The 21491-nt window shown below is 63.2% G+C and carries 24 protein-coding genes and 1 riboswitch; of the genes, 18 read left to right on the forward strand and 6 right to left on the reverse strand.

The features are described 5' to 3' along the window. Window positions 1–10 precede the first annotated feature (10 nt). The 9 genes from ctaD to RBA95_RS06040 all read left to right on the forward strand — a co-directional run bounded on the left by ctaD (window position 11) and on the right by RBA95_RS06040 (window position 7380). On the forward strand, window positions 11–1627 hold the full coding sequence (gene ctaD / locus RBA95_RS06000) for a cytochrome c oxidase subunit I (protein WP_306015931.1): 1617 nt from the start codon (window positions 11–13) through the stop codon (window positions 1625–1627). Window positions 1628–1668: 41 nt separating this feature from the next. Then, complete coding sequence (cyoE, locus tag RBA95_RS06005; protein WP_306015932.1) at window positions 1669–2694, forward strand: heme o synthase; 1026 nt, start codon at window positions 1669–1671, stop codon at window positions 2692–2694. Next, window positions 2691–2891, forward strand: a complete 201-nt coding sequence (locus RBA95_RS06010; RefSeq protein ID WP_306015933.1) for a hypothetical protein — start codon at window positions 2691–2693, stop codon at window positions 2889–2891. Before cyoE ends, RBA95_RS06010 begins: the two co-directional genes overlap by 4 nt. Window positions 2892–2897: 6 nt before the next feature. After that, complete coding sequence (locus RBA95_RS06015) at window positions 2898–3482, forward strand: cytochrome c oxidase assembly protein (RefSeq protein WP_306015934.1); 585 nt, start codon at window positions 2898–2900, stop codon at window positions 3480–3482. Between the two features lie 91 nt (window positions 3483–3573). Further along, complete coding sequence (locus RBA95_RS06020; RefSeq protein WP_306015935.1) at window positions 3574–4479, forward strand: cytochrome c oxidase subunit 3; 906 nt, start codon at window positions 3574–3576, stop codon at window positions 4477–4479. Beyond that, entirely contained in the window at window positions 4480–4905 is a 426-nt protein-coding gene (locus tag RBA95_RS06025) for a DUF983 domain-containing protein (protein WP_306015936.1), read from the forward strand. It abuts the gene before it with no gap. A gap of 4 nt (window positions 4906–4909) precedes the next feature. Then, window positions 4910–5626, forward strand: a complete 717-nt coding sequence (locus RBA95_RS06030) for an SURF1 family protein (protein WP_306015937.1) — start codon at window positions 4910–4912, stop codon at window positions 5624–5626. Window positions 5627–5644: 18 nt separating this feature from the next. Then, on the forward strand, window positions 5645–6223 hold the full coding sequence (locus tag RBA95_RS06035) for a GNAT family N-acetyltransferase (protein ID WP_306015938.1): 579 nt from the start codon (window positions 5645–5647) through the stop codon (window positions 6221–6223). Next, window positions 6220–7380 (forward strand): EAL domain-containing protein, encoded by a 1161-nt coding sequence (locus RBA95_RS06040; RefSeq protein WP_306015940.1) that lies wholly within the window; start codon window positions 6220–6222, stop codon window positions 7378–7380. The genes RBA95_RS06035 and RBA95_RS06040 overlap by 4 nt, the downstream gene beginning before the upstream one ends. A gap of 19 nt (window positions 7381–7399) precedes the next feature. Here the strand turns inward: RBA95_RS06040 and RBA95_RS06045 are convergent, their stop codons facing one another. Both RBA95_RS06045 and RBA95_RS06050 read right to left on the reverse strand, forming a co-directional pair. Then, window positions 7400–7555: a hypothetical protein gene (locus RBA95_RS06045; protein ID WP_306015941.1), complete on the reverse strand. Its 156-nt coding sequence runs from the start codon at window positions 7553–7555 to the stop codon at window positions 7400–7402. Window positions 7556–7648: 93 nt separating this feature from the next. Continuing rightward, window positions 7649–8233, reverse strand: a complete 585-nt coding sequence (locus tag RBA95_RS06050) for a YqgE/AlgH family protein (protein WP_306015942.1) — start codon at window positions 8231–8233, stop codon at window positions 7649–7651. Window positions 8234–8358: 125 nt separating this feature from the next. Between RBA95_RS06050 and RBA95_RS06055 the strand changes: the two genes are divergently transcribed. Next, window positions 8359–8841 (forward strand): peroxiredoxin, encoded by a 483-nt coding sequence (locus RBA95_RS06055; protein ID WP_306015943.1) that lies wholly within the window; start codon window positions 8359–8361, stop codon window positions 8839–8841. A gap of 50 nt (window positions 8842–8891) precedes the next feature. Here the strand turns inward: RBA95_RS06055 and rnhA are convergent, their stop codons facing one another. From rnhA to ispH, 3 genes are read right to left on the reverse strand one after another with little or no spacing between them, the layout of a single operon-like run. Beyond that, window positions 8892–9335 carry a ribonuclease HI gene (rnhA, locus tag RBA95_RS06060; protein WP_306015944.1) on the reverse strand — a complete coding sequence of 148 codons (444 nt, stop codon included), beginning with the start codon at window positions 9333–9335 and terminating at the stop codon, window positions 8892–8894. 15 nt (window positions 9336–9350) lie between these two features. After that, entirely contained in the window at window positions 9351–9779 is a 429-nt protein-coding gene (locus RBA95_RS06065) for a DUF1801 domain-containing protein (RefSeq protein WP_306015946.1), read from the reverse strand. Between the two features lie 21 nt (window positions 9780–9800). After that, a complete protein-coding gene (gene ispH, locus RBA95_RS06070) occupies window positions 9801–10745 on the reverse strand; it encodes a 4-hydroxy-3-methylbut-2-enyl diphosphate reductase (protein ID WP_306015947.1) in 945 nt (314 codons plus the stop codon). Window positions 10746–10892: 147 nt separating this feature from the next. Between ispH and RBA95_RS06075 the strand changes: the two genes are divergently transcribed. Together RBA95_RS06075 and argS are read left to right on the forward strand one after the other, a co-directional pair. Beyond that, entirely contained in the window at window positions 10893–11468 is a 576-nt protein-coding gene (locus tag RBA95_RS06075) for a hypothetical protein (protein ID WP_306015948.1), read from the forward strand. Window positions 11469–11482: 14 nt separating this feature from the next. Beyond that, window positions 11483–13246: an arginine--tRNA ligase gene (gene argS / locus RBA95_RS06080; RefSeq protein WP_306015949.1), complete on the forward strand. Its 1764-nt coding sequence runs from the start codon at window positions 11483–11485 to the stop codon at window positions 13244–13246. A 1-nt stretch (window position 13247) separates the two neighbouring features. Here argS and RBA95_RS06085 read toward each other — a convergent pair whose 3' ends face one another. Continuing rightward, window positions 13248–15227 carry a winged helix-turn-helix domain-containing protein gene (locus tag RBA95_RS06085; RefSeq protein ID WP_306015950.1) on the reverse strand — a complete coding sequence of 660 codons (1980 nt, stop codon included), beginning with the start codon at window positions 15225–15227 and terminating at the stop codon, window positions 13248–13250. A gap of 243 nt (window positions 15228–15470) precedes the next feature. On the opposite strand from RBA95_RS06085, the gene RBA95_RS06090 reads away from it, so the two are divergent. The 6 genes from RBA95_RS06090 to RBA95_RS06115 all read left to right on the forward strand — a co-directional run bounded on the left by RBA95_RS06090 (window position 15471) and on the right by RBA95_RS06115 (window position 21402). After that, window positions 15471–15794 (forward strand): UrcA family protein, encoded by a 324-nt coding sequence (locus RBA95_RS06090; protein WP_306015951.1) that lies wholly within the window; start codon window positions 15471–15473, stop codon window positions 15792–15794. Window positions 15795–16121: 327 nt separating this feature from the next. Beyond that, window positions 16122–16212: riboswitch (glycine riboswitch) on the forward strand. A gap of 176 nt (window positions 16213–16388) precedes the next feature. Continuing rightward, complete coding sequence (gcvT, locus tag RBA95_RS06095) at window positions 16389–17483, forward strand: glycine cleavage system aminomethyltransferase GcvT (protein WP_306015952.1); 1095 nt, start codon at window positions 16389–16391, stop codon at window positions 17481–17483. A 33-nt stretch (window positions 17484–17516) separates the two neighbouring features. After that, window positions 17517–17882, forward strand: a complete 366-nt coding sequence (gcvH, locus tag RBA95_RS06100) for a glycine cleavage system protein GcvH (protein WP_306015953.1) — start codon at window positions 17517–17519, stop codon at window positions 17880–17882. A 96-nt stretch (window positions 17883–17978) separates the two neighbouring features. After that, window positions 17979–19325: an aminomethyl-transferring glycine dehydrogenase subunit GcvPA gene (gcvPA, locus tag RBA95_RS06105; protein WP_306015954.1), complete on the forward strand. Its 1347-nt coding sequence runs from the start codon at window positions 17979–17981 to the stop codon at window positions 19323–19325. Window positions 19326–19327: 2 nt separating this feature from the next. Further along, on the forward strand, window positions 19328–20908 hold the full coding sequence (gene gcvPB, locus RBA95_RS06110) for an aminomethyl-transferring glycine dehydrogenase subunit GcvPB (protein ID WP_306015955.1): 1581 nt from the start codon (window positions 19328–19330) through the stop codon (window positions 20906–20908). A gap of 191 nt (window positions 20909–21099) precedes the next feature. After that, complete coding sequence (locus tag RBA95_RS06115) at window positions 21100–21402, forward strand: hypothetical protein (RefSeq protein ID WP_306015956.1); 303 nt, start codon at window positions 21100–21102, stop codon at window positions 21400–21402. Window positions 21403–21491 lie beyond the last annotated feature (89 nt).

Here is a 21491-nt window from a genome sequence, read left to right on the forward strand (position 1 = left end):
GAGAGATCAGATGTCAGACGCTGCTGCGCATCACGACGATCACACCCCCAGCATCTGGGATTGGAAGCGCTGGGTATATTCCACCAACCACAAGGACATTGGCACGATGTACCTCATCTTCGCGATCTTCGCGGGGGTGATTGGCGGCGCCATGTCCGGCCTCATCCGTTGGGAGCTCGCCGAGCCGGGCCTTCAGGTCTTCAACAACGGCTTCTGGGGCAACGAGCATAACTATAACGTCATCACGACCATGCACGGTCTGATCATGATCTTCTTCATGGTCATGCCCGCCATGATCGGCGGTTTCGGCAACTGGTTCGTGCCACTGATGATCGGCGCGCCGGACATGGCCTTCCCGCGGATGAACAACATCTCCTTCTGGCTGCTGCCCTTCTCCTTCATCATGCTGTTCGCATCGATGTTCGTGCCGGGCGCAGGCGGGGATAACGGCTTTGGCGGCGGCTGGGTGATGTACCCGCCCTTGTCGACATCGGGCCATAACGGGCCCGCCTTCGACATGGTGATCTTCTCGCTGCACATCGCCGGCGTGAGCTCGCTGCTGGGCTCGATCAACTTCATCACCACGATCTTCAACATGCGCGCGCCAGGCATGACCCTGCACAAGATGCCGCTGTTCGCCTGGTCCGTGCTGGTGACCGCCTTCCTGCTGCTGCTCTCGGTTCCGGTCCTGGCCGGCGCCCTGACCATGCTGCTGACCGACCGTAACTTCGGCACGACTTTCTTTGATCCCGCCGGCGGCGGCGATCCGATCATGTACCAGCACCTGTTCTGGTTCTTCGGTCACCCGGAAGTGTACATCCTGATCTTGCCCGGCTTCGGCATGATCTCCCACATCGTGTCCACCTTCTCGCGCAAGCCGGTCTTTGGTTATCTGGGCATGGCCTACGCCATGGTCGCCATCGGCTTCATCGGCTTCATCGTGTGGGCGCACCACATGTACACCGTGGGCCTGAACGTGAACCTGAAAGCTTATTTCGTGGCCGCCACGATGATCATTGCGGTGCCGACCGGCATCAAGATCTTCTCGTGGATCGCCACCATGTGGGGCGGCTCCATCCAGTTCCGCACCCCGATGATCTGGGCGATCGGCTTCATCTTCCTGTTCACCGTGGGCGGCGTGACCGGCGTGATGCTGTCCAACGCCGGCATCGACCAGTCCCTTCACGACACCTATTACGTGGTGGCGCACTTCCACTACGTGCTGTCGCTGGGCGCGGTGTTCTCCATCTTCGCCGGTTTCTACTACTGGTATGAGAAGATCTTCGGCATCAAGTTCAACGAGACGCTGGCGAACATTCAGTTCTTCTTCTTCTTCGTGGGCGCCAACCTGATCTTCTTCCCGCAGCACTTCCTGGGTCTGCAGGGCATGCCGCGCCGGTATGTGGATTATCCGGATGGCTTCGCGCTGTGGAACCACGTTTCGTCCATGGGCTACGTCGTGATGCTCATCGGCATGGCGGTGTTCTTCGTGCTGCTGGTTGAGTCGATCCTGCGTCGCCGTCCGGCCGAAGCGAATCCGTGGGGCGAAGGCGCGACCACGCTGGAGTGGACCTTGTCCTCGCCGCCGCCCTTCCACCAGTTCAACGAACTGCCGCGCATCAAGTAGCGGTGACGTTGAGCCAACAGACGGAACCGGAAGCGAATACCGTGACCGACCTTTCCGCCGATCTTCGCAAGGGCGGCGCTGCTGACGCAGCGCCGCCCAGCGATCCTTCGGACGCCGCAGCGCTGGCGTCCTGGCGAGACTATGTCTCGCTGATGAAGCCGCGCGTCATGACCCTGGTGGTGTTCACCGGTCTGGCGGGTTTTGCGGCTGCGCCTGTTGACGTGAACTTCCTGACCGCCGCCATCGCCATGCTCTGCATTGCCGTGGGCGCGGGCGCGGCTGGCGCGTTCAACATGGCCTATGACGCCGATATCGACGCCATCATGAAGCGCACCCGGCGCCGCCCGGTGCCGACCGGCCGCGTGCCCGCCAATGAAGCCTATGTCTTCTCCGGCGTGATGGCGCTGGCGTCCGTGCTGCTGATGGCTTTGGCGACCAACTATGTCGCCGCGGGCCTGCTGGCCTTTTCCATCTTCTTCTACACGGTGATCTACACCATGTGGCTGAAGCGCTCGACGCCACAGAATATCGTCATTGGCGGCGCTGCAGGCGCGTTTCCGCCGATGATCGGCTGGGCTGCCGCCACCGGGGACATCAGCCTCAACTCGGTGCTGCTGTTCGCGATCATCTTCCTGTGGACGCCGCCCCATTCCTGGGCGCTGGCGCTCTACAAATCGGGTGATTATTCCGCTGCCGGCGTGCCGATGATGCCGGTCGCCAAGGGCGCGAAATCCACCCGTTTGCAAATCCTGATCTACACCGCGCTGTATCTGGCCGCGACCGCTGCGCCGATCGTCACCGGCCTGGGCGGCTGGCTTTATGCGGGCGCCGTCGTCATTGGCGGCGCGCTGTTCGCCCTGCTGGCGGTACGCGTGTTCGCGTCCCGTGCGGGTGACGCCAACGCCGCCGAGGACGAGCTTTACGCCGTTCGCGCCGGCGACAAGGCCGCGCGTGACCTGTTCGCCTATTCCATCGCCCATCTGACCTTGCTGTTCGCTGCGCTGCTCGTCGAGCATGGCGCGGGCGCCTACAAGCCGGTCCTCAGCCTTCTGGGAGGCGTTGCATGAGCGATGATCTGAACAAGACCGAGAACGCGCAGACCGCCGCCGAGGGGGATGCCGAGTTCGTCGCGCTCACCGAAGAGCAGAAGGCTGCGCGCAAGCGTCGCAACCGCGCCATCGCGCTCGGTCTATTTGTGTTCGTAGGACTGATCTTCGTGACAACGATGGTCCGTCTCGCCGGCAATTATAACGCAGGAGGCTAGCCGTTCATGTGGTCCCGTCTCGACAAGAACACCAAGATTTTCGCCGTTTGCGGCGCGATCATCGTGGGCATGGTCGGGATGGCGTATGCGGCTGTGCCGATCTATGACCTGTTCTGCCGGGTGACCGGCTATGGCGGCACGACCCAGGTCGTCCAGTATGATCCCGGCCAGGTGCTTGATCGCGAAGTGACCGTGCGATTCGACGCCTCCCGGTCCCGGAACTTCCCCTGGGAGTTCGAACCGCTGCAAAACGAAATGCAGGTACGCGTGGGCGAGACGGCTTTGGCCTTCTATCGCGCCACGAACACCTCGGACCGCCCCGTAACGGGCATCGCCAGCTATAATGTCAGCCCGTTCAAGATGGGGCCGTATTTTTCCAAGCTGGAATGCTTCTGCTTTACCGAGCAGACACTCGAACCGGGCGAATCCATGGATATGCCGGTGATCTTCTTCGTAGATCCCCTTATGGACGAAGAAGACCGGTTGGACGATATCCGCACCGTCACGCTTTCCTACACGTTCTGGGAAGCCGGTGACGAGCGGGTCTATGAAACTGCGGAGGCGTCCGGTTCGGATGCTGACGCCCAGTAAGCGCTAACGCGTGTGATTAATTGAATACCGGGGCGGGCGAAGCTATAGAGTCGCTCGTAATTTGACCCGGAAATACTGGCGGGAGAGCATCATGGCCGGCGCAGCCGTTAAACACGACTATCACCTCGTCGACCCCAGCCCTTGGCCGTTCGTCGCTTCGCTCGGCGCATTTGTGCTGACGCTTGGCGCGGTCGTCTTCATGAAGGGCCTGTCGACCAATGAAGAGTCGATCTTCTACTTCTTCCTGCAGCAAGGATCCCCGATCCTGATGCTGCTGGGCTTCGCCATCATCATCTATGTGATGTTCGGCTGGTGGGGCGATGTCATCAAGGAAGGCCAGAAGGGCGATCACACGCCGGTCGTCGATATCGGCCTGCGCTATGGCATGCTGCTGTTCATCGTCTCCGAGGTGATGTTCTTCGCAGCCTGGTTCTGGATGTTCTTCGACATGGCCCTGTTCCACGGCGATCGCGCCGGTGCGGGCTGGACCGGTGAAGTGCTGGGCATCGACTATTCGGGCTGGGAAAACGGCGTGCCGGGTATCCAGACCTTTGACCCGTTCCACCTGCCGCTGATCAACACGCTGATCCTGCTGCTGTCGGGCACCACCGTGACCTGGGCGCACCACGCGCTGCAGCACGGTGATCGCAAGGGCGCCAAGCTGGGCACCCTGCTGACGGTTGTCCTGGGCGTGTGCTTCACCGCGCTGCAAGCCTATGAGTACTCCCACGCCGCTTTCGGCATTTCGGGCAGCCTCTATGGCGCGACCTTCTACATGGCGACCGGTTTCCACGGCGCCCATGTCATCATCGGCACCATCTTCCTGGCGGTCTGCCTGATCCGTCTGCTGATGGGCCATTGGACCAAGGAACACCATTTCGGCTACGAGGCCGCCGCCTGGTACTGGCACTTCGTGGACGTGGTCTGGCTGTTCCTGTTCGCCTTCGTGTACGTGGCCTTCGCCGGCCTCGGCACCGTCCATGGAGTAGGACACTAAATGACTGAAACGAGCTCCTTGCGCGCCGGCCTTCTGGGGCGCTGCCCCCGCTGCGGAAAAGGGGCTCTGTTTCGAAGCTATCTCAAGGTCGCGGACGCCTGCGGCGTCTGCGGCCTTGATTTTTCCAATGAGGATTCCGGCGACGGCCCCGCCGTGTTCGTGATGTCCATCGTTGGTTTCATCGTGGTTCCCGCCGCCCTGGCGCTGGAACTTGCGGTCTCGCCGCCGGTCTGGCTTCACATGCTGTTGTGGCTGCCTCTGTCCACGGTGCTGACGCTGTTGATCCTGCCCCCCTTCAAGGCGACCCTGTTCGCCCTGCAATGGAAGCACAACGCCCATGAGGCGCAGCTGGATCTGGCGCCTCAAGGCGATGAACCGGATTCCCGTCCTGGCGCGGCTTCCCGAAACGATACTGACGCGGCGTGACCTGATGGCGAGCTTTCGCCCGCTCCCTGTACTGAGTGTTCTGATGCTGCCGGCTTTGGCGCTGCTGGTCTGGCTGGGCAGCTGGCAACTGGATCGGCGCGCCTGGAAGGTGGATGTCCTGGCGGATTTCGCCGCCACCGCCCAGGCTGAACCGGTTATGCTGGCGCAGAGCCTGTGCGAGGACCGCGCCGAGATCGGCCGCCGTGTCGTGCCGCCGCAGATCGACAATGACAGCGCTGTGGTGCGCGTCTCGGGGCGGAGCCCTCAAGGGGCGCCGGGCTGGCGGCTCTTCACGCCGGTCAGCGCCTGTGAGGGCGATACGCGGGTCCTGATGGAAACCGGCTTTGAAGGGCTGGAGACCGCGACCCGGGCGGATGACGGCGCTGTCGTCCAGGCATCCGACTTCACCCAGCTGCGCTTTGAACAACCCTTGGGGCAGGGGCCTTTCACCCCGCCCGCCAACCCGGCTGCGAACGAGTTTTACGCTTTTGATCCTGAGGCCATGGCGCCGGTGCTGGAGGTGTCGGCGCAGCAGCTGAACACCGAGGTCTGGCTGGCGCTGAGCGATGGTGCGCCGCCCGCCTATCTGACCCAGACGCCGCCCGAACGCCATCTGGCGTATGCCATTACCTGGTTCGGAATGGTGCTGGCTTTGCTGGCTGTTTACTTCGCGTATCATATACATGTCGGCCGCCTGACCTGGCGGCGCGACAATTCGTGACGGCGAAGGAAGTCCCCGATGGCGCTCTGGCGCGAAGAGATGCACGAGACGGTGCTGTGGTCCGAAGGATTGCGCCTGCGCCATCCTCAACTTGAGGATTATGAAGCCTGGGCCAAGCTGCGCTCGGCCAGCCGCGCGCATACCGAGCCGTTCGAGCCGAGCTGGGCGGAAGATGAACTGACCAAGTCCGCCTATAAGCGCCGTCTGCGCCGCTATCAGAGCGATGTGGAGAACGGAACGGGCTATCCGTTCTTCATCTTCCGCGCCTCAGACGATGTGCTGCTAGGCGCGTGCAATCTGAATAATGTTCGCCGGGGCGTGCTGCAGGCGGCCGATATCGGCTACTGGATCGGCTCGCCCTATGTGCGCAAGGGGTATGCCCGCGCCGCGGTGCGCCGGGTGCTGGGCCATGCCTTCAGCACCTTGCGGCTGCACAGGGTGGAAGCGGCGACGCGGATTGATAATGAAGCTTCGCGCCAGCTCCTGTTATCGGTCGGTTTTACGCCCGAAGGCGTGGCGCGCGGCTATCTGAAAATCTATGGTGAATGGCGCGACCACCTCAAATTCGCCATTCTGAAGAACGATCCGATCCGATGACTGATCCCTCCACCCTGCGCCCCTATATGGATGCCGTTTCAGCGGCGGGGGCGCTGGCGGTGGAAATCGGTTTTCTGGACGACAGCCTGTCCCTGGGCGGGGAAGCGACAGCCCTTGGGCTGGGCGCGTTATGCGCCTCGGGCGACTTTCATCATTTGAAGGAAAGACTGGCGCCCGCTGACCAGCCGCGTCTGGAGCTGCTCCGACGCGCCGGCCCCTGTGATGTCCGCCTGCGTCTTCTGGGGGATGATCATGAGGTGCGGTATGTGCGTCTGATCGGGCAGGGCGATGGCCTGAACTGGCGCGGCCTGATGCTGCCGGCGGGCGGTTCTGCGGGGGGGCGGGCGGATATGGATCTGGAAACGGCGCTCGCGGAATCCCTGCAGTCGGGCGATGTCTGCGCCTATTACCAGCCTGTGGTGAATCTCAGCACGGGCGCATTGTCCGGCTTTGAGGCCCTGGCGCGGTGGGACCGACCGGGCGTGGGCCTTCTGGGAGCGGATGAGTTCATGCCGCTGGCGCAATCTCATGGCTATATCGAGGCGGTCGGCGAGACCGTCCGCGCCATGGCCGCGCAAGACCTGTCCGCCTGGCTCGCGGCTCAGTCTGCCTCGCTGGATCTGTTCGTCACCGCCAACGCCACGGCGAGCGAGGTGAGCGCGCCCGATTTCGCCGAGCGCCTTCTGGAGGCGGTGCAGGGGGCGGGCCTGCCCAAGGGGCGGTTCAAGCTCGAAGTGAACGAGACCGATGTCATGATTGATCCCGACGCGGCTGAGCGGACCCTGAATGCCGTCCGCCAGGAAGGGGTGCCGATCGTGCTCGATGACTTTGGCACAGGCTATTCCTCCCTGGCCCGGCTCGACCGCTTCGCCTTCGATGTGGTCAAGCTCGACCAGTACTTCATCCGCGCCGCCCTGACAGACGGGTCCGCGCGATCCATCATTTCATCGGTTGTCCGCATTGCGGAGAGTTATGGCATGCTTGTGGTTGCAGAAGGGGTGGAAAGCGCCGCCGCTCAGACCCTGTGCCAGGAGCTGGGGTGTGATTTCGGGCAGGGCTATCATTACGCGCCCGCGCTTTCGCCTCAGGATGCGGCGCGCGCGGTAACCCAGGGGCTGAAGACACGCTTTGAACCGGCGCGTCTGTCCAAGGTTTGAGATCTGCGCAAAGCGGGGCTCAGAAGTACCAGAACGCCCAGACGGACCCCGATGTGAGCATCAGGGGGAACAGCACAAGCGCCATCCCCAGAACGCCGAAAACAAAGGCCTTGGCGGAGCAGTCGCGGATACGGATTAACCATGCCGCGGGCTTGCGGTTGATACGGACAGTCATGGCATTCCCGAAACGCGTTGGAAGTGAGGCTTTTCCCCATTCAAGCGAATCGACACACCAAGTCAATTGTGAATGTGGGTCATGCGCCAGTTTTTAGGCGCTTCCGCTCGACGCGGTCAGGAATTCGGGCGTTACCCCGAGCTTGCTCAGGGCCCGGGCCCATTTCTCATCGGGTTGGTCATCAAAGATCAGTCCGTGATCCGCGTCCGCCACCAGCCAGGCGTTCAGGCTGATTTCGTCTTCCAATTGCCCCGCGCCCCAGCCCGCATAGCCAAGCGCCATGAGGGCGTGCGCCGGGGCCTTGTCAGACGCCAGCGCGTTCAGGATTTCCTGAGTGGCGGTGAGCCCGAGATCCGTGCCGACCCGTTCGGTCGCCGGTCCGCAATCCACGTCCAGGGTATGCAGCACGAAGCCCCGGTCGCGATCCACCGGACCGCCTTCCAATACGGGCGCGTCCTGCGCGTGTTTACCGCCGCTGACGTCGAGCTGCTCGAGCAGGTCGGGCAGGCGCAGCCCGGTCACCGGGCGATTGAGAATGATCCCCATGGCGGTTTCCGCGTCATGCGAGCAGACATAAATCACAGTGCGGTCAAACCGCGGATCACCGATCAACGGGCTGGCGATCAGTAATTTGCCGTTCAGATAGCCAGTCTGTGTATGCGCGAGCGCGGATGTCATGACGACAGCTTTTCCCCAAGCGCGCAGATTGTCCAGTCCCGGCGGGACCGCTGTGTCTTGTCGCGGGCAGGGGGGCGTCTTAAGTCAGGTCCATCCATAGTCCAGTCCATTTCAGGAGCCCCCTCATGACCCTCAAAGCTGGCGATACCCTGCCTGACGTCACCTTCATGACCATGACCGCAGACGGTCCCCAGCCGATGAGCACGGATGACGTGTTCGCGGGCAAGCGGGTCGCGCTGTTCGCCGTGCCGGGCGCCTATACCCCGACCTGTTCGGCCAAGCACCTGCCGGGTTTCATCGAGAAAGCGTCCGAGCTTCATGCCAAGGGCGTGGACCGCATCGCCTGCACCTCGGTCAATGACGTGTTCGTCATGGGCGCCTGGGGCAAGGATCAGGGCGTGAAGGATGACGTTCTGATGCTGGCTGACGGCAATGGCGATTTCGCCACCGCCATTGGTCTCGACATGGACGGGTCACGCTTCGGAATGGGCAAGCGCTCCCAGCGCTATGCGCTGGTGGTCAATGACAAGGTCGTCGAGCATTTCTTCCTCGACGAGCCGGGCAATTTCGAAGTCTCTTCGGCCGAGCACGTGCTCAAGGCGCTTTAGCGATTACTGAAGACAGGCCCCCGGTCTGGTGAGAACCGGGCCGGGGACGTCTAATCGGACAGGGTGGAGATCGCCTCGCGGGCCAGCTGGTCCGCGCGCTCGTTCTCGGGATGACCGGCATGGCCCTTCACCCATTCCCAGCTGACGTCATGCTTTGAGGCGATGGCGTCCAGCCGCTTCCACAGATCGTCATTCTTGACCGGTTTCTTGGCGGCGGTCTTCCAGCCATTGCGCTTCCAGCCATGGATCCACTTGGTCACCCCGTCGCGCACATAGGTGCTGTCGGTGACCAGTCGGACCTTGGAGCGGCGCTTGAGCGCTTCCAGCGCGGCGATGGCGGCCATCAGCTCCATGCGGTTATTGGTGGTCTCGGCCTCGGCGCCGGACAGCTCCTTCTCGTGACCCTTCCAGTGCAGGATCGCGCCCCAGCCGCCCGGGCCGGGATTGCCTGAACAGGCGCCGTCAGTGTGAATCACAATGGTGTTCTCGGCCACGCGCGTCCTCGAAGTCTAGCTGGGTTTGACAGGCCATTTGCGGCCCAGATCATCGAGCCCGGCTTGGATGAGTTCGGCCAGAACGTCCAGATCAACATCCGCCAGCTTTGTCACGTACAGACAGCTCTTGCCGGTCTTGTGCTTGCCCAGCCGATCCAGAATCGCGCCGTACTCGCCATAGCCGGGCATGATGTAGATCGAGAGGCTGGTCTTGCGGGGGCTGAACCCTGTGGCGAGGAAGTCGCCCTCGCGCCCGCTCTCATAGCGATAGTGGTACTGGCCATAGCCGATCATGCTCGGCCCCCACATGACGGGCGACCAGCCCGTCACGCGCTGGAACAGGGCGTTGAGGGTCTTGGCGTCCTCGCGGCGGCGCTCGGGCTCGACCGCATCCAGAAAGGCTTCCACATCTTCAGGCGTGGGCTGGGTCTTGTTTGCGGTCATGCGCGCCTCCTCGCGGAGAGCTTACGCCACTTCGCGGGGGAGTTTGAACACCACGTTTTCCTCCGCCACCCGCACTTCGCGAATATGCAGGGTGTAGCGGCGGGCGAGGGCGGACAGCAAACCTTCCACCAGCTCCTCCGGCGCACTGGCGCCGGCGGAAATGCCGATGCGCTCCACGCCATCAAGCCAGCTCCAGTCGATTTCTTCGGCCTTCTGAAGCAGTCGGGCTTTTTTCGCTCCGGCGCGTTCGGCGACCTCCACCAGACGCACCGAGTTGGACGAGTTGGGCGCGCCCACCACCAGGACCAGATCAGCGCCTTCGCCGATGGCCTTTACGGCCGCCTGACGGTTGGTGGTGGCGTAGCAGATGTCTTCCTTGTGCGGGGCGGAGATGCCGGGGAAGCGTTTTTGCAAGGCGGCGACGATGTCCGCGGTGTCGTCCACAGACAGCGTGGTCTGGGTGACAAAGGCGACATTGTCAGGGTCCTTGGGTTCGAACGCCTCGACGTCCTCGACTGTCTCGATGAGGTGCATGACGCCATCGGGCAGCTGGCCCATGGTGCCGATCACTTCAGGATGCCCGGCATGCCCGATCAGCAGGATTTCCTGGCCGGCCTTGTGATGACGTTGGGCCTCCACATGCACCTTGCTCACCAGCGGGCAGGTGGCGTCCACATACAGCATGTCGCGCCGGGCGGCTTCGGCCGGCACGCGCTGGGGCACGCCATGGGCGGAGAACACCACCGGACGGTCATCGGGGCATTCGTCGAGTTCCTTGACGAACACCGCGCCCATGGCCTCGAGCCGGTTCACCACATGTTTGTTGTGCACGATCTCGTGGCGCACATAAACCGGTGCGCCATATCGCTCGAGCGCCTTTTCCACGATCTGGATGGCGCGGTCCACGCCCGCACAAAATCCGCGCGGCGAGGCTAGCTGAACGGTCAGAACAGGTTTGTCGGTCATGGATTTCCTCTGCCCGGAAAGGCGGCGGGGCGTTGCCCTGTCCGCGCGCGCGTCGTACAGACTGCTCTAGCAGACCCCGTGCGCCCCGCGAAGGGGGGCATGCCGTCCTCCGTGATGGTTCGCCATCCGAATGCCTTGAGGTTTTTCATGCGCCTGTCCGTTCTCAGCCTGTCCGTCGCTGCCCTGGCCCTTGCTGGCTGCTCAACCATGCGAGACACGTTTGTTGAGCCGGACCCCAATCCGGGTCCGTGCCCGAACGCGCTGGCGCTGTATGACGCGCACCGCATTGTCGAGATCAATGGCGACACCAGCATTTATGAGAATGTGGGTTTCACGGGCGAAATTCTCAATGTCGCCAGCTCCTGCCGCTACACTGACCGCAATGCCGACCCCATCGAAATGGAAATGGCGGTGCGTCTGGCGTTCGGCCGCGGCCCGGCGGCCCAGGGCTCGTCCAAGACCTATGAGATGTTTGTCGCCGTGACGCGCACCGACCGCGCCGTCATTGAGCGTCAGGTCTTCCCCATCAACGTGACATTCGAGCCTGGGCAAGACCGGGTGGAAGTCATCGAGGAGTTCAACACCATTGAACTGCCGCGCGCTTCGGCGACCACGTCGGGGGCGAACTATGAGGTTCTGGTCGGTTTTGAGCTGACCGATGAACAGCTGGCATTCAATCGCGGCGGCCTGCGCTTCCGCGTTCGGGCCGGGCAAGACGATTAACACGCCGAGACAGTATGACATCGATTGTTGAACAACTCAGCAGCGCCGTGGGCGCTGCGTTCGCGGCCGTGGGCCTGCCTGAAGAGCTGGGTGCGGTGTTTGAATCCGACCGTCCCGATCTTGCGCCCTATCAGTGCAACGGCGCCATGGCGGCCGCCAAGCAGGCGAAAAAGGCCCCGCGTGCGGTGGCCGAGGATGTGAAGGCCCAGCTGTCCGAGCTGCATCCCCAGCTCGAGGTGGAGATCGCCGGACCCGGCTTTCTGAACATTACGCCTGCGGGCAATGTGTACGCCATCCGCGCCAATGGCCTGGCCGATGATGCGCGTGCAGGCGGCCGCAAGAGCGCCGACCCCAAGCGCCTGATGATCGATTTTGGTGGTCCGAATGTCGCCAAGCCCATGCATGTGGGCCATTTGCGTTCGTCGGTCATTGGCGACAGCCTGCAACGCCTGATGCGCTTCCGCGGGCATGAAGTGACCTCTGATATCCACCTGGGCGACTGGGGGCTTCAGATGGGCCATCTGGTCACCGAGCTGGAAGACGAGCAGCCTGACCTTGTCTATTACGACGCCGATTTCACCGGGCCCTATCCGGACGAGCCGCCGGTGACCATCGACGATCTCGCCCGGCTGTATCCGCAAGCGTCCGCCAAGGCCAAGGACGATCCCGAGCGCAATGCCCGCTCGCGTCAGGCGACGGCGGAGCTCCAGGCCGGTCGCGCCGGCTATCGCGCGCTCCTGCGCCATTTCATCAATGTCTCGATCGCTGCGCTGAAAGAGGATTTCAACGCGCTGGGGGTGCATTTTGATCTGTGGAAGGGCGAGAGCGACGTCAACGATCTCATCCCCGAGCTGGTCGAGGACTTCAAGTCGCGTGGCGTGGCCGAGCAGAGCGAGGGCGCCTGGATCGTGCGTGTCGCGCGTGAAGACGACAAGAAGGAGCTGGCGCCGCTGATCCTGGTGTCCAGCCAAGGATCGGCGCTGTACGCCACCACCGACCTTGCGACCATTCTCGACCGCAAGCGCCAGCACGATCCCGAGCTGACCCTGTATGTGGTTGATCTGGGCCAGTCTGATCACTTCGAACAGGTGTTCCGCGCCGCCTACAAGGCGGATCTTGCGCAGGAAGGCGCGCTGGAGCACGTCAAGTTCGGCACGGTGAACGGGCCGGACGGCAAGCGTCTGCGGACGCGCGCTGGCGGCACCTTCCGTCTGGCGGACCTGATCAGTGAAGCGCGGGAGCGGGCGCGGGCGCGTCTGAACGAGGCCGGGCTGGGCGCAGAGCTGTCGTCTGACGAGTTCGAGACCGTGGCGCGCGCCGTGGCGAACGCGGCCATCAAGTTCTCCGATCTGCAGAATGTGCGGACGACCAATTACATCTTTGATCTGGATCGCTTTGTCAGCTTTGAAGGCAAGACCGGCCCGTATCTGCAGTATCAGGCCGTGCGTATCAAATCGCTGCTGAAAAAGGCCGGTGAACAAGGCATCGCGCCGGACGCCGTGACGATTTCGGATAAGGCGGAAGAAGCCCTGATCCGTCGCCTCGACGCGTTCGAGAGCGCGCTGACGCGGGCCGAGCGTGATCGGGCTCCGAACGTGTTGTGCGAGCACGCCTATGGCCTGGCGCAGGCGTTTTCGGGTTTTTACGCGGCCTGTCCGATCCTGCCCGAGAAAGACGAGGCGATCCGTGCGTCGCGTCTTCGTCTGGCGCAAACCACGCTCACCCAGCTTGAAATCGTGCTGGGCCTGATCGGGATCGACGTGCCCGAGCGCATGTGACTCATATCGGTGCCGGGCAGCGCACAAGCGGCGGGGAGGGCTCTGCAAGCCGTCCGCCCGCAGCAATGACCGCCTCGGCCAGATATGGCAGCCGGCTCGGATCGACGCTCGGATTGAACAGCATCTCCCGGGCGAACCCCGGAATCCCCGGCTCGTCGATCTGCACGAGCCGTTCGTAGGCCGCCTCCTCATCGCCAAGCATCATCAGAACCTCAAACCCCATGATCCGGGCGCGCGGTTCGTCGATGATGTCTCGGCCCATCTCGGCGACCTGCGCGCCGTCGCCCTCTGCGCAAAGCTGACGCATCTCAGCGCCTTGCCTAGCAAACCGCCCGAGATCGCTGGCCTGAATGCGTTGATTGATTGTCGCGGCTTCCTCCACCGCTCCGACCCGCAGCAACGCCGCATGGGATTCCATCAGCGCGAACCCGTCATAGGGCGCGTGCGCCAAGGTCCTGCGCGCAATGTCGGCCGCAAGCGAAAACGCGCGCGCCTTCGTCGCATGCTGGATAAGAATAGAGCGATTGAACGTGTCGGCCGCCGGCAGCCGGCGGTCTAGGTCCCGCACGACCTCCTGAGCGGATTCGAACCGGCTCATCATGGTCAGCGTGTTGGAGTAATCGAACCATCGGTCCCAATCGTTCGGACGATCGTCCAAGTACGCTTCATACGCGGCGGCGGCTTCTGACAATTGGAACAGCTCCTGGTCGCGGCGCGCCCGGAAGGCCGATGCTTCGATTTCGCTGCGCGCGCCTGCGATGGCGGCCGCCATGCGCGCTGTGTATTCGCGGCGGTACGTCTCGCCGGTATCCGGATCGGGACGCATCACGAGCGACGGCGTGTTCTCGTAGCGATAGACCAGCGCCGCGGCGGCGTGCGCTTCGGCGAAGGTCGGATCGATGGACCGGGCCCGATCGAAAAAGTCGCCGGCGGCGCGCCAATGCGCGTGATCGCCTGTTTGATTGAACAGGCGCATCGCCGCCTGGCCGCGCAAATAGGCCTCGTAGGCCGAGATCGACTCGGTTCCAGCCGACACCATTCCACGCAAGGTCTCGGGATCGAGCGCGGTGTCCAGAAGGCTGGCCAGATCGGAGGATATCTCCGACTGGATTTCGAGGATGTTCTCGAACGCTCGGTCGTAATGGCCTGACCAGACCTGAGCGCCGTCGTCGGCCGAGATCAAAGACACGCTGACGCGGATCATTCCGTTATCCTGGCGGACCGAACCTTCCAGCAGGTGCGCCACGCCCAGCAGGTCGCCCAGTTCGGCTGTCCCATCCGCCTGCGAGGCGGCGGCGTCGCTGGCGCGGCGCGAGGCGACACGCAGATACGGCATCCGGGTCAGGGCATTGGTCAATTCTTCAGCCAGTCCGGCGGCGAACCATTCGATATCATCGCCGGGGCTCAAGCTTTCGAAGCTCAGGACCGCTACCGATCGGTCGAGCTGCGCACGGTCGCCGCCAGTTTGGACGAAGACGACAATGAAGGCGATGAGCGCCGCTCCGGCGCTGGCCGCCGCCAGCACGAGCCGGCGCCGGACCACGTTCGAGAATCGGCCTGTTTCCGCCGCCGGTTCGTGCGGGGGCGCGCGGCGCTCTTCGTGGGACGCGCTTTGCGAGACCTCGGTGACGCGGGCGATGAAGCGATAGCCCCGCCCGTGCTCGGTCTTGATCCAGAAGGGGCGTTTGGCGTTATCGTCCAGTGCTCGCCTGAGTTCTCGGATAGCTGTTGTCAGGACGGCATCTGAAACGGCGCGCCCTTCCCAGACCAGTTCGATCAGCTTGTCCTTAGACAGAAGCTGCATGGGATGACGCATCAGGGTGTGCAGCAGGGTGAAGCTGCGCCCCCCCATCTCGAGTGTTTCGCCATCCAGTTCGACCGTAGTGCGGACCGGATCAAGACGCAGGCGACCGCCGCCCCCCAGGAGCAAACTGGAGTCCGGACCGTCGGTGTTCGAAATTGGATCTGGACCGTGGTTCAACGCATCGCCCCCACTGCAATGACGGGGCCGATTGTACCGTCTATTGGCGCTTTTGCACCCGTTTATCGATTCATAACTCCAAAAAAAGCTCAATTAAAGCAGATGTCTATACTTTTTCAGGAATGGCTCACGACCTGCTGAGGATTTGGGCCGGTCCGCGACGCAATCTGTCTCCCGTCAAACAGACGCCCGGTCAACGCCCTCGCTGGTTCAAGTCCGGTCTTTACCTCAGGAGAAATCAAAATGACTGCTCTCAAAACGCTTTTCGCCGCCGCTGTCGTTGCTTGCGTGTGCTCCACGGCCTCTCACGCCCAGACGTTCAATTTTGAATATGATCGCTGGATGCTGTCCTCGCCTGAAGGACGCTCAGCGGTGCTGGACCGGCTCGCGAACAGAGTTGAGTCCTATTGCAAGGTCCATGAAGCGCGCGGGCTCTGGGAAGTCCGGATCGCTCGCGATTGCCAAGTGCGCACGACCGGACAGGTGCTAGAGCGGATGAATGATCCGCGCGTCTACGCCCTGCACCAGGAGCGTGTGCGCCTTCAGCAAGTCACCGAGCGGACCTGATCCCAAGGCGCGGTTCCAGCGCGTCAGGATCTCCCCGCTCGCGCTGTGTGGGCCGCACCTCTTCTCTTCAAAGACCCACCCTTAGGTCAGGAGAGGCGCGGCCCACTTTAGGCTTCTGCAGGGCCTGCTCGATCCCCCGCCCAGCCAGGCAAGGTCAAGCTCAGTGATGGATTGCGGCCCGTCCTCGGACGGGCCGTTTTCATATGGAGAGCCCGTGTTGGAGACCTATGCTGCAGCGCCCAATCGCGATTGACTCAAGGCCGGCAAACGCTAGGTTTGCGCGTCGCTGCTGACCCGCCGTGAGGCGCGCTGCAGCGAGCGTACATAAGGTCACTTGCGGGAGAGACCGGCCGAAGACGCCGGCGCCGAAGGCGCAACCGCCCCGGAAACGCTCAGGCTAACGGACCGCAAGCCTAAGACCTAACGCTGGAAAGCGGGCGCTGAGCACTCAGCGCTCCACCGAAGGAGCAATGCGGGCGCGCCTCTCCCTGGCCGGCGCCGCGCGGGAATCTCTCAGGTCTTCAAGACAGCGGGGGCGAATCGGAGCCGGCATGAGCCGCGCGACGCTCGCAAACCCGCATGCTGAGGCCAGACATGACCGAAACGCTCAAACGCACACCGCTTTACGATCTCCATGTCGAGCTGGGAGCCAAGATGGTCCCGTTCGCCGGCTATGAAATGCCCGTCCAGTATGACGGCGTCATGGGCGAACATAACCATACCCGCGAGGCGGCCGGTCTGTTCGACGTGTCCCATATGGGCCAGGCGCGGCTCATTGGTGATGAAAGCGCGCTGGAAAAGCTGATCACGGCGGATCTGGCGGCGCTCAAGCCGGGTGAACAGAAATACACCCTGCTGCTCAACTCCGAAGGCGGCATCAAGGACGACCTGATGGTCTCCCGCCCCGATGACGAGGGGCTCTTCCTGGTGGTCAACGCCGCGTGCAAGCGCTCTGACTTTGATTACATCCTCGAGGCCGTCAAAGGCGTGGCCGAGCTCGTCGAACTGGACGGCCGCGCGCTGCTGGCGCTGCAGGGGCCGCAAGCGGGCGCGGTGATGGCGGAGATCTGCCCGGACGCCGCCAAGCTGGTCTTCATGCAGGCGGGCTGGTTCGAGATTGATGGTCTGCGCCTGATGATCTCGCGCTCGGGCTATACCGGTGAAGACGGGTTCGAGATTTCCGTCGCCAACGCACACGCCAGTGATTTCGCCCGCAAGCTCCTGTCCGATGAGCGCGTGAAGCCGATCGGCCTGGGCGCGCGCGATTCCCTGCGCCTGGAAGCGGGCCTGTGCCTGTATGGCCATGACATGGACGAGACCACCAGCCCGATCGAGGCGGCCCTGACCTGGGCGGTGGCCAAATCGCGCCGTGAGCGCGCCGACTTCCCCGGCGCCGAGCGCATTCTCAAGGACATCGCCGACAAGCCCGCCAAGAAGCGCGTGGGCATCGCCCTGAAAGACCGCGCTCCGGCCCGCGAAGGCACCGAGATCGCAGTGAATGGCGAAGTCGTCGGCGTGGTTACCTCAGGCGGTTTCGGCCCGACGGTCGGCGCCCCGATCGCCATGGGTTTCGTGGCCAAGGACTATGCCGCCCCCGGCACACAGATTGACTTGATGGTGCGCGGCAAGGCGCGCCCGGCCGAAGTGGTGAAAACCCCGTTCGCGCCGCATCGTTTTTATCGCGGTTGATCCCGCACAGTACCGCTCTGGAGGAGACGTCTGATGAGCACCCGTTTTACCAAAGACCATGAATGGATCCGCGTTGAGGGCGAAGAAGGCGTCATGGGCATCACCGCCTACGCCGCCGAGCAGCTGGGCGATGTGGTGTTCGTGGAGCTTCCCGAGGTTGGCAAGACCGTCTCCCAGGGCGACGAGCTGGCCGTGGTGGAAAGCGTGAAAGCCGCGTCCGAAGTCTACGCCCCGGTGTCGGGCGAAGTGGTCGCCGTGAACGAAGCGCTCGAAGGCGAGCCGGCCAAGGTCAATGAATCGCCGGACGCCGAGGGCTGGTTCGTCAAGATCAAGCTCTCTGACAAGAGCCAGCTTGACGCGATGATGGATGAAGCGGCCTACGCCGAACACACCAAGTAAGTCTCGACGCCGGACGGCGTCGATCTAGATGCAGCGACAAGACCGGCGGCCCTTTGCGGCCGCCCGCCCTGCTTATTGAAGGAAGGTGGATCGCCCATGCGCTATCTCCCGCTGACCGACGCCGACCGGGCCGAGATGCTCGACAAGATCGGCGTGGATTCTGTCGACGCCCTGTTTGAGGACGTGCCGGAAAAGGCCCGCCTTGACGGAACCGTTGATCTGCCGCGCCACAAGAGCGAGATGGAGGTCGAGCGCCAGCTCACCCGGCTATCGCGCAAGAATATTTCGGCCTCTGAAGCGCCGTTCTTCGTGGGGGCGGGCGCCTACAAGCACCATATTCCCTCTAGCGTGGATCACTTGATCCAGCGTTCGGAATATCTGACGAGCTACACGCCCTATCAGCCCGAGATCAGCCAGGGCACGCTGCAGACCCTGTTCGAGTTCCAGACCCAGGTCGCGCTCCTGACCGGCATGGAGGTGGCCAACGCCTCCATGTATGATGGCTCGACGGCGTGCGGCGAAGCCGTGTTGATGGCCTGCCGGATCACCAAGCGCTCCAAAGCGATCCTCAGCGGCAATCTGCATCCGCATTACGCCGCGGCGACCCACACGCTCGCCAAATACATGGATATCGAGATCAAGGACGATGCGGCCAAGCCGGGCGGGCTGGACGATATCGCGGCCGACATTCCCGATGATGTAGCCTGCGTCGTGGTCCAGAACCCTGATGTGTTCGGCCAGGTTCATGATCTGGAGCCCATCGCCAAGGCCGCCCATGAAAAGGGCGCGCTGCTGATCGCCGTGTTCACCGAAGCAGTGTCGCTAGGTCTGATGAAGACCCCGGGCGCCATGGGCGCGGACATCGTGGTCGGCGAAGGCCAGTCCATCGGCGTCGGCCTGCAGTTCGGCGGGCCGCATGTGGGCCTGTTCGCCTGCCGCAATGACCGCAACTATATCCGCAACCTTCCGGGCCGCCTGGCGGGTGAGACCGTGGATGCGGACGGTCGTCGCGGCTATGTACTGACCCTGTCCACGCGTGAGCAGCATATTCGCCGCGACAAGGCGACGTCGAACATCTGCACCAATTCAGGTCTGATGACATTGGCCTGGACGATCCACATGTCCCTGCTGGGCGATACCGGGCTTCGCACCATGGCGCAGCTGAGCCATGAGAAGGCCTGCGAGCTGGCGGATCGCCTGAGCGCGATCTCCGGCGTTGAGCTGGTCACCGACGCCTTCTTCAACGAGTTCACCCTGCGCCTGCCGAAAAACGCGGCGGATGTGGTGGAAGCGCTCGCCGAAAAAGGCGTTCTGGGCGGCGTGCCGGCCAGCCGGCTCTATCCGGGCAAGGGCTATGACGATCTTCTGATCGTCGCGGCCACCGAAACCAACACCGATAGCGATCTCGACGCTTTCGAAGCGGCTCTGAAAGAGGTGCTGTAATCATGGCTATGAATACGCAAGGCCGTCCCTCCGCTCCGCTCCACACGCCGGATCCGGGCGCTTATGACGACACCTTCTCGGGCTCTCGCGGGCTCGACCAGGCCGAACCGCTGATCTTCGAGCGTCAGACCTATGACAAGAGCGGCGTGGATTTCGAAGCGCCCAAGGGCAAGCCGTCGCGCCTGGGCGCGCTGGAGCGCACCGATGATCTGGGGCTTCCGGGCCTCTCCGAGCCGGAAGCCATGCGCCATTATGTGCGTCTGAGCCGGAAGAACTACGCCATCGATATCGGGCTCTATCCGCTGGGCTCGTGCACGATGAAGCACAATCCGCGTCTCAACGAGAAAATGGCCCGCCTGCCGGGTTTCTCCGACGTGCACCCGCTGCAGCCGCAATCGACTGTGCAGGGCGCGTATGAACTGATCGGCGAGCTGGCCCATTGGCTGATGACGCTGACCAACATGCCCACCGTGGCGATGAGCCCGAAAGCGGGCGCGCATGGCGAGCTGTGCGGCATGATGGCGATCCGCGCCGCGCTTGACGCGCGGGGCGAAAGCCATCGCCGGCGTGTGCTGGTGCCCGAAAGCGCACACGGCACCAACCCGGCGACGGCGGTGCAGTGCGGCTTCTTCTGCGACGAGATCCCGGCGGGCCCGGATGGCCGCGTCGACATGGAAGCCTTCAAGGGCAAGCTCGGCGATGATGTCGCCGCGATCATGCTGACCAACCCCAATACCTGCGGGCTGTTCGAGCGAGACATCCGCGCCATTGCGGACGCGATCCATGAGGCAGGCGGCTATTTCTATTGCGACGGCGCCAACTTCAACGCCATTTCCGGCCGGGTGCGTCCGGGCGATCTGGGCGTGGACGCCATGCACTTCAACCTGCACAAGACCTATTCCACGCCCCATGGCGGCGGTGGTCCGGGCTCCGGCCCGACGGTGCTGTCCGCAGCCCTCGCCAAGTTCGCGCCGCTGCCCTTCGTCATCAAGGATGGCGATAGCTGGCGCATGGTCGAGGATGAAGCCGACGCCAAGGCGCAGGGCGCGGAGCCCTTTGGCCGCATGGTCGCCTTCCACGGCCAGATGGGCATGTTCACCCGGGCGATGAGCTACATGCTCAGCCATGGCGCGGACGGTCTGAAGCAGGCCAGCGAAGACGCGGTCCTGAACGCCAACTACATCCTGGCGCGCCTGAAAGACGTGATGACCCAGTCCTATGACGGTCTGTGCATGCACGAGGCGCTTTTTGACGACCGCTTCCTCAAGGACACCGGCGTCAGCACGCTCGATTTTGCGAAAGCCATGATCGATGAGGGCTATCACCCCATGACCATGTATTTCCCGCTGGTCGTGCACGGCGCCATGCTGATCGAGCCGACGGAATCGGAATCCAAGGCGAGCCTGGACCGCTTCTGCGACACGCTGGAAGCACTGGCTCTGGCGGCCAAGGCGGGCGAGACCGAACGCTTTACCGCCGCGCCGCGTTATGCGCCAACCAAGCGTCTGGATGAAACCCGCGCCGCCCGTCAGCCGGTTCTGCGCTGGACGCCGGCTTCGGCGGATACCAAGGCCGCCGAATAAGCGAAAGCGCGACGCAGTTTCATGGGGCGGTTGAGGTTGCAGTGCAACACTGTGACGAAATCGGTCCGGTCAACTGCAAGATTGCGGGCCTCGTCAGTCGATACGGGTTGTATCGGATGGCGGGGCCCTCAACATAGGCCTATGTAGCAGACATCAGGGTCTGCAATCGGGTTAGGATGGCGGCGGTGGCGATGAACGACACCCCCAATCGCTGGGCGCGCAACGGCATGAATGGCGTAACCGGCATGGTCATGGTGGTGCTGCGTGCGATTTCTGTCGCGCTGGCCCTGTTCCTGCTCGCCCTGTCGGTCCCGCTCTTCTTCCTGCCCATTCCGCTGGGCCTGCCGCTGGCCGTTATCGGTCTGCTGCTGCTGGCGATGACCTCCAAACGCGCCCATACCTACATCACCAATTGGCTGAAGCGTCATCCGGGTGTGTGGGACAAGGTCAAACACATCTTCGACCGCTTCCACCGCGATGACCGTTCCGGCTGAAGGGCCTGATCGGTGATTATTCGACGAATGGCGTCGCTCCATCGGTGAGCGGCGCTGCGCCAGAGTCCTGGAACAGCTAGGTTTGCGCT

The organism is Oceanicaulis sp. MMSF_3324, assembly GCF_030733545.1.
Classification (GTDB): domain Bacteria; phylum Pseudomonadota; class Alphaproteobacteria; order Caulobacterales; family Maricaulaceae; genus Oceanicaulis.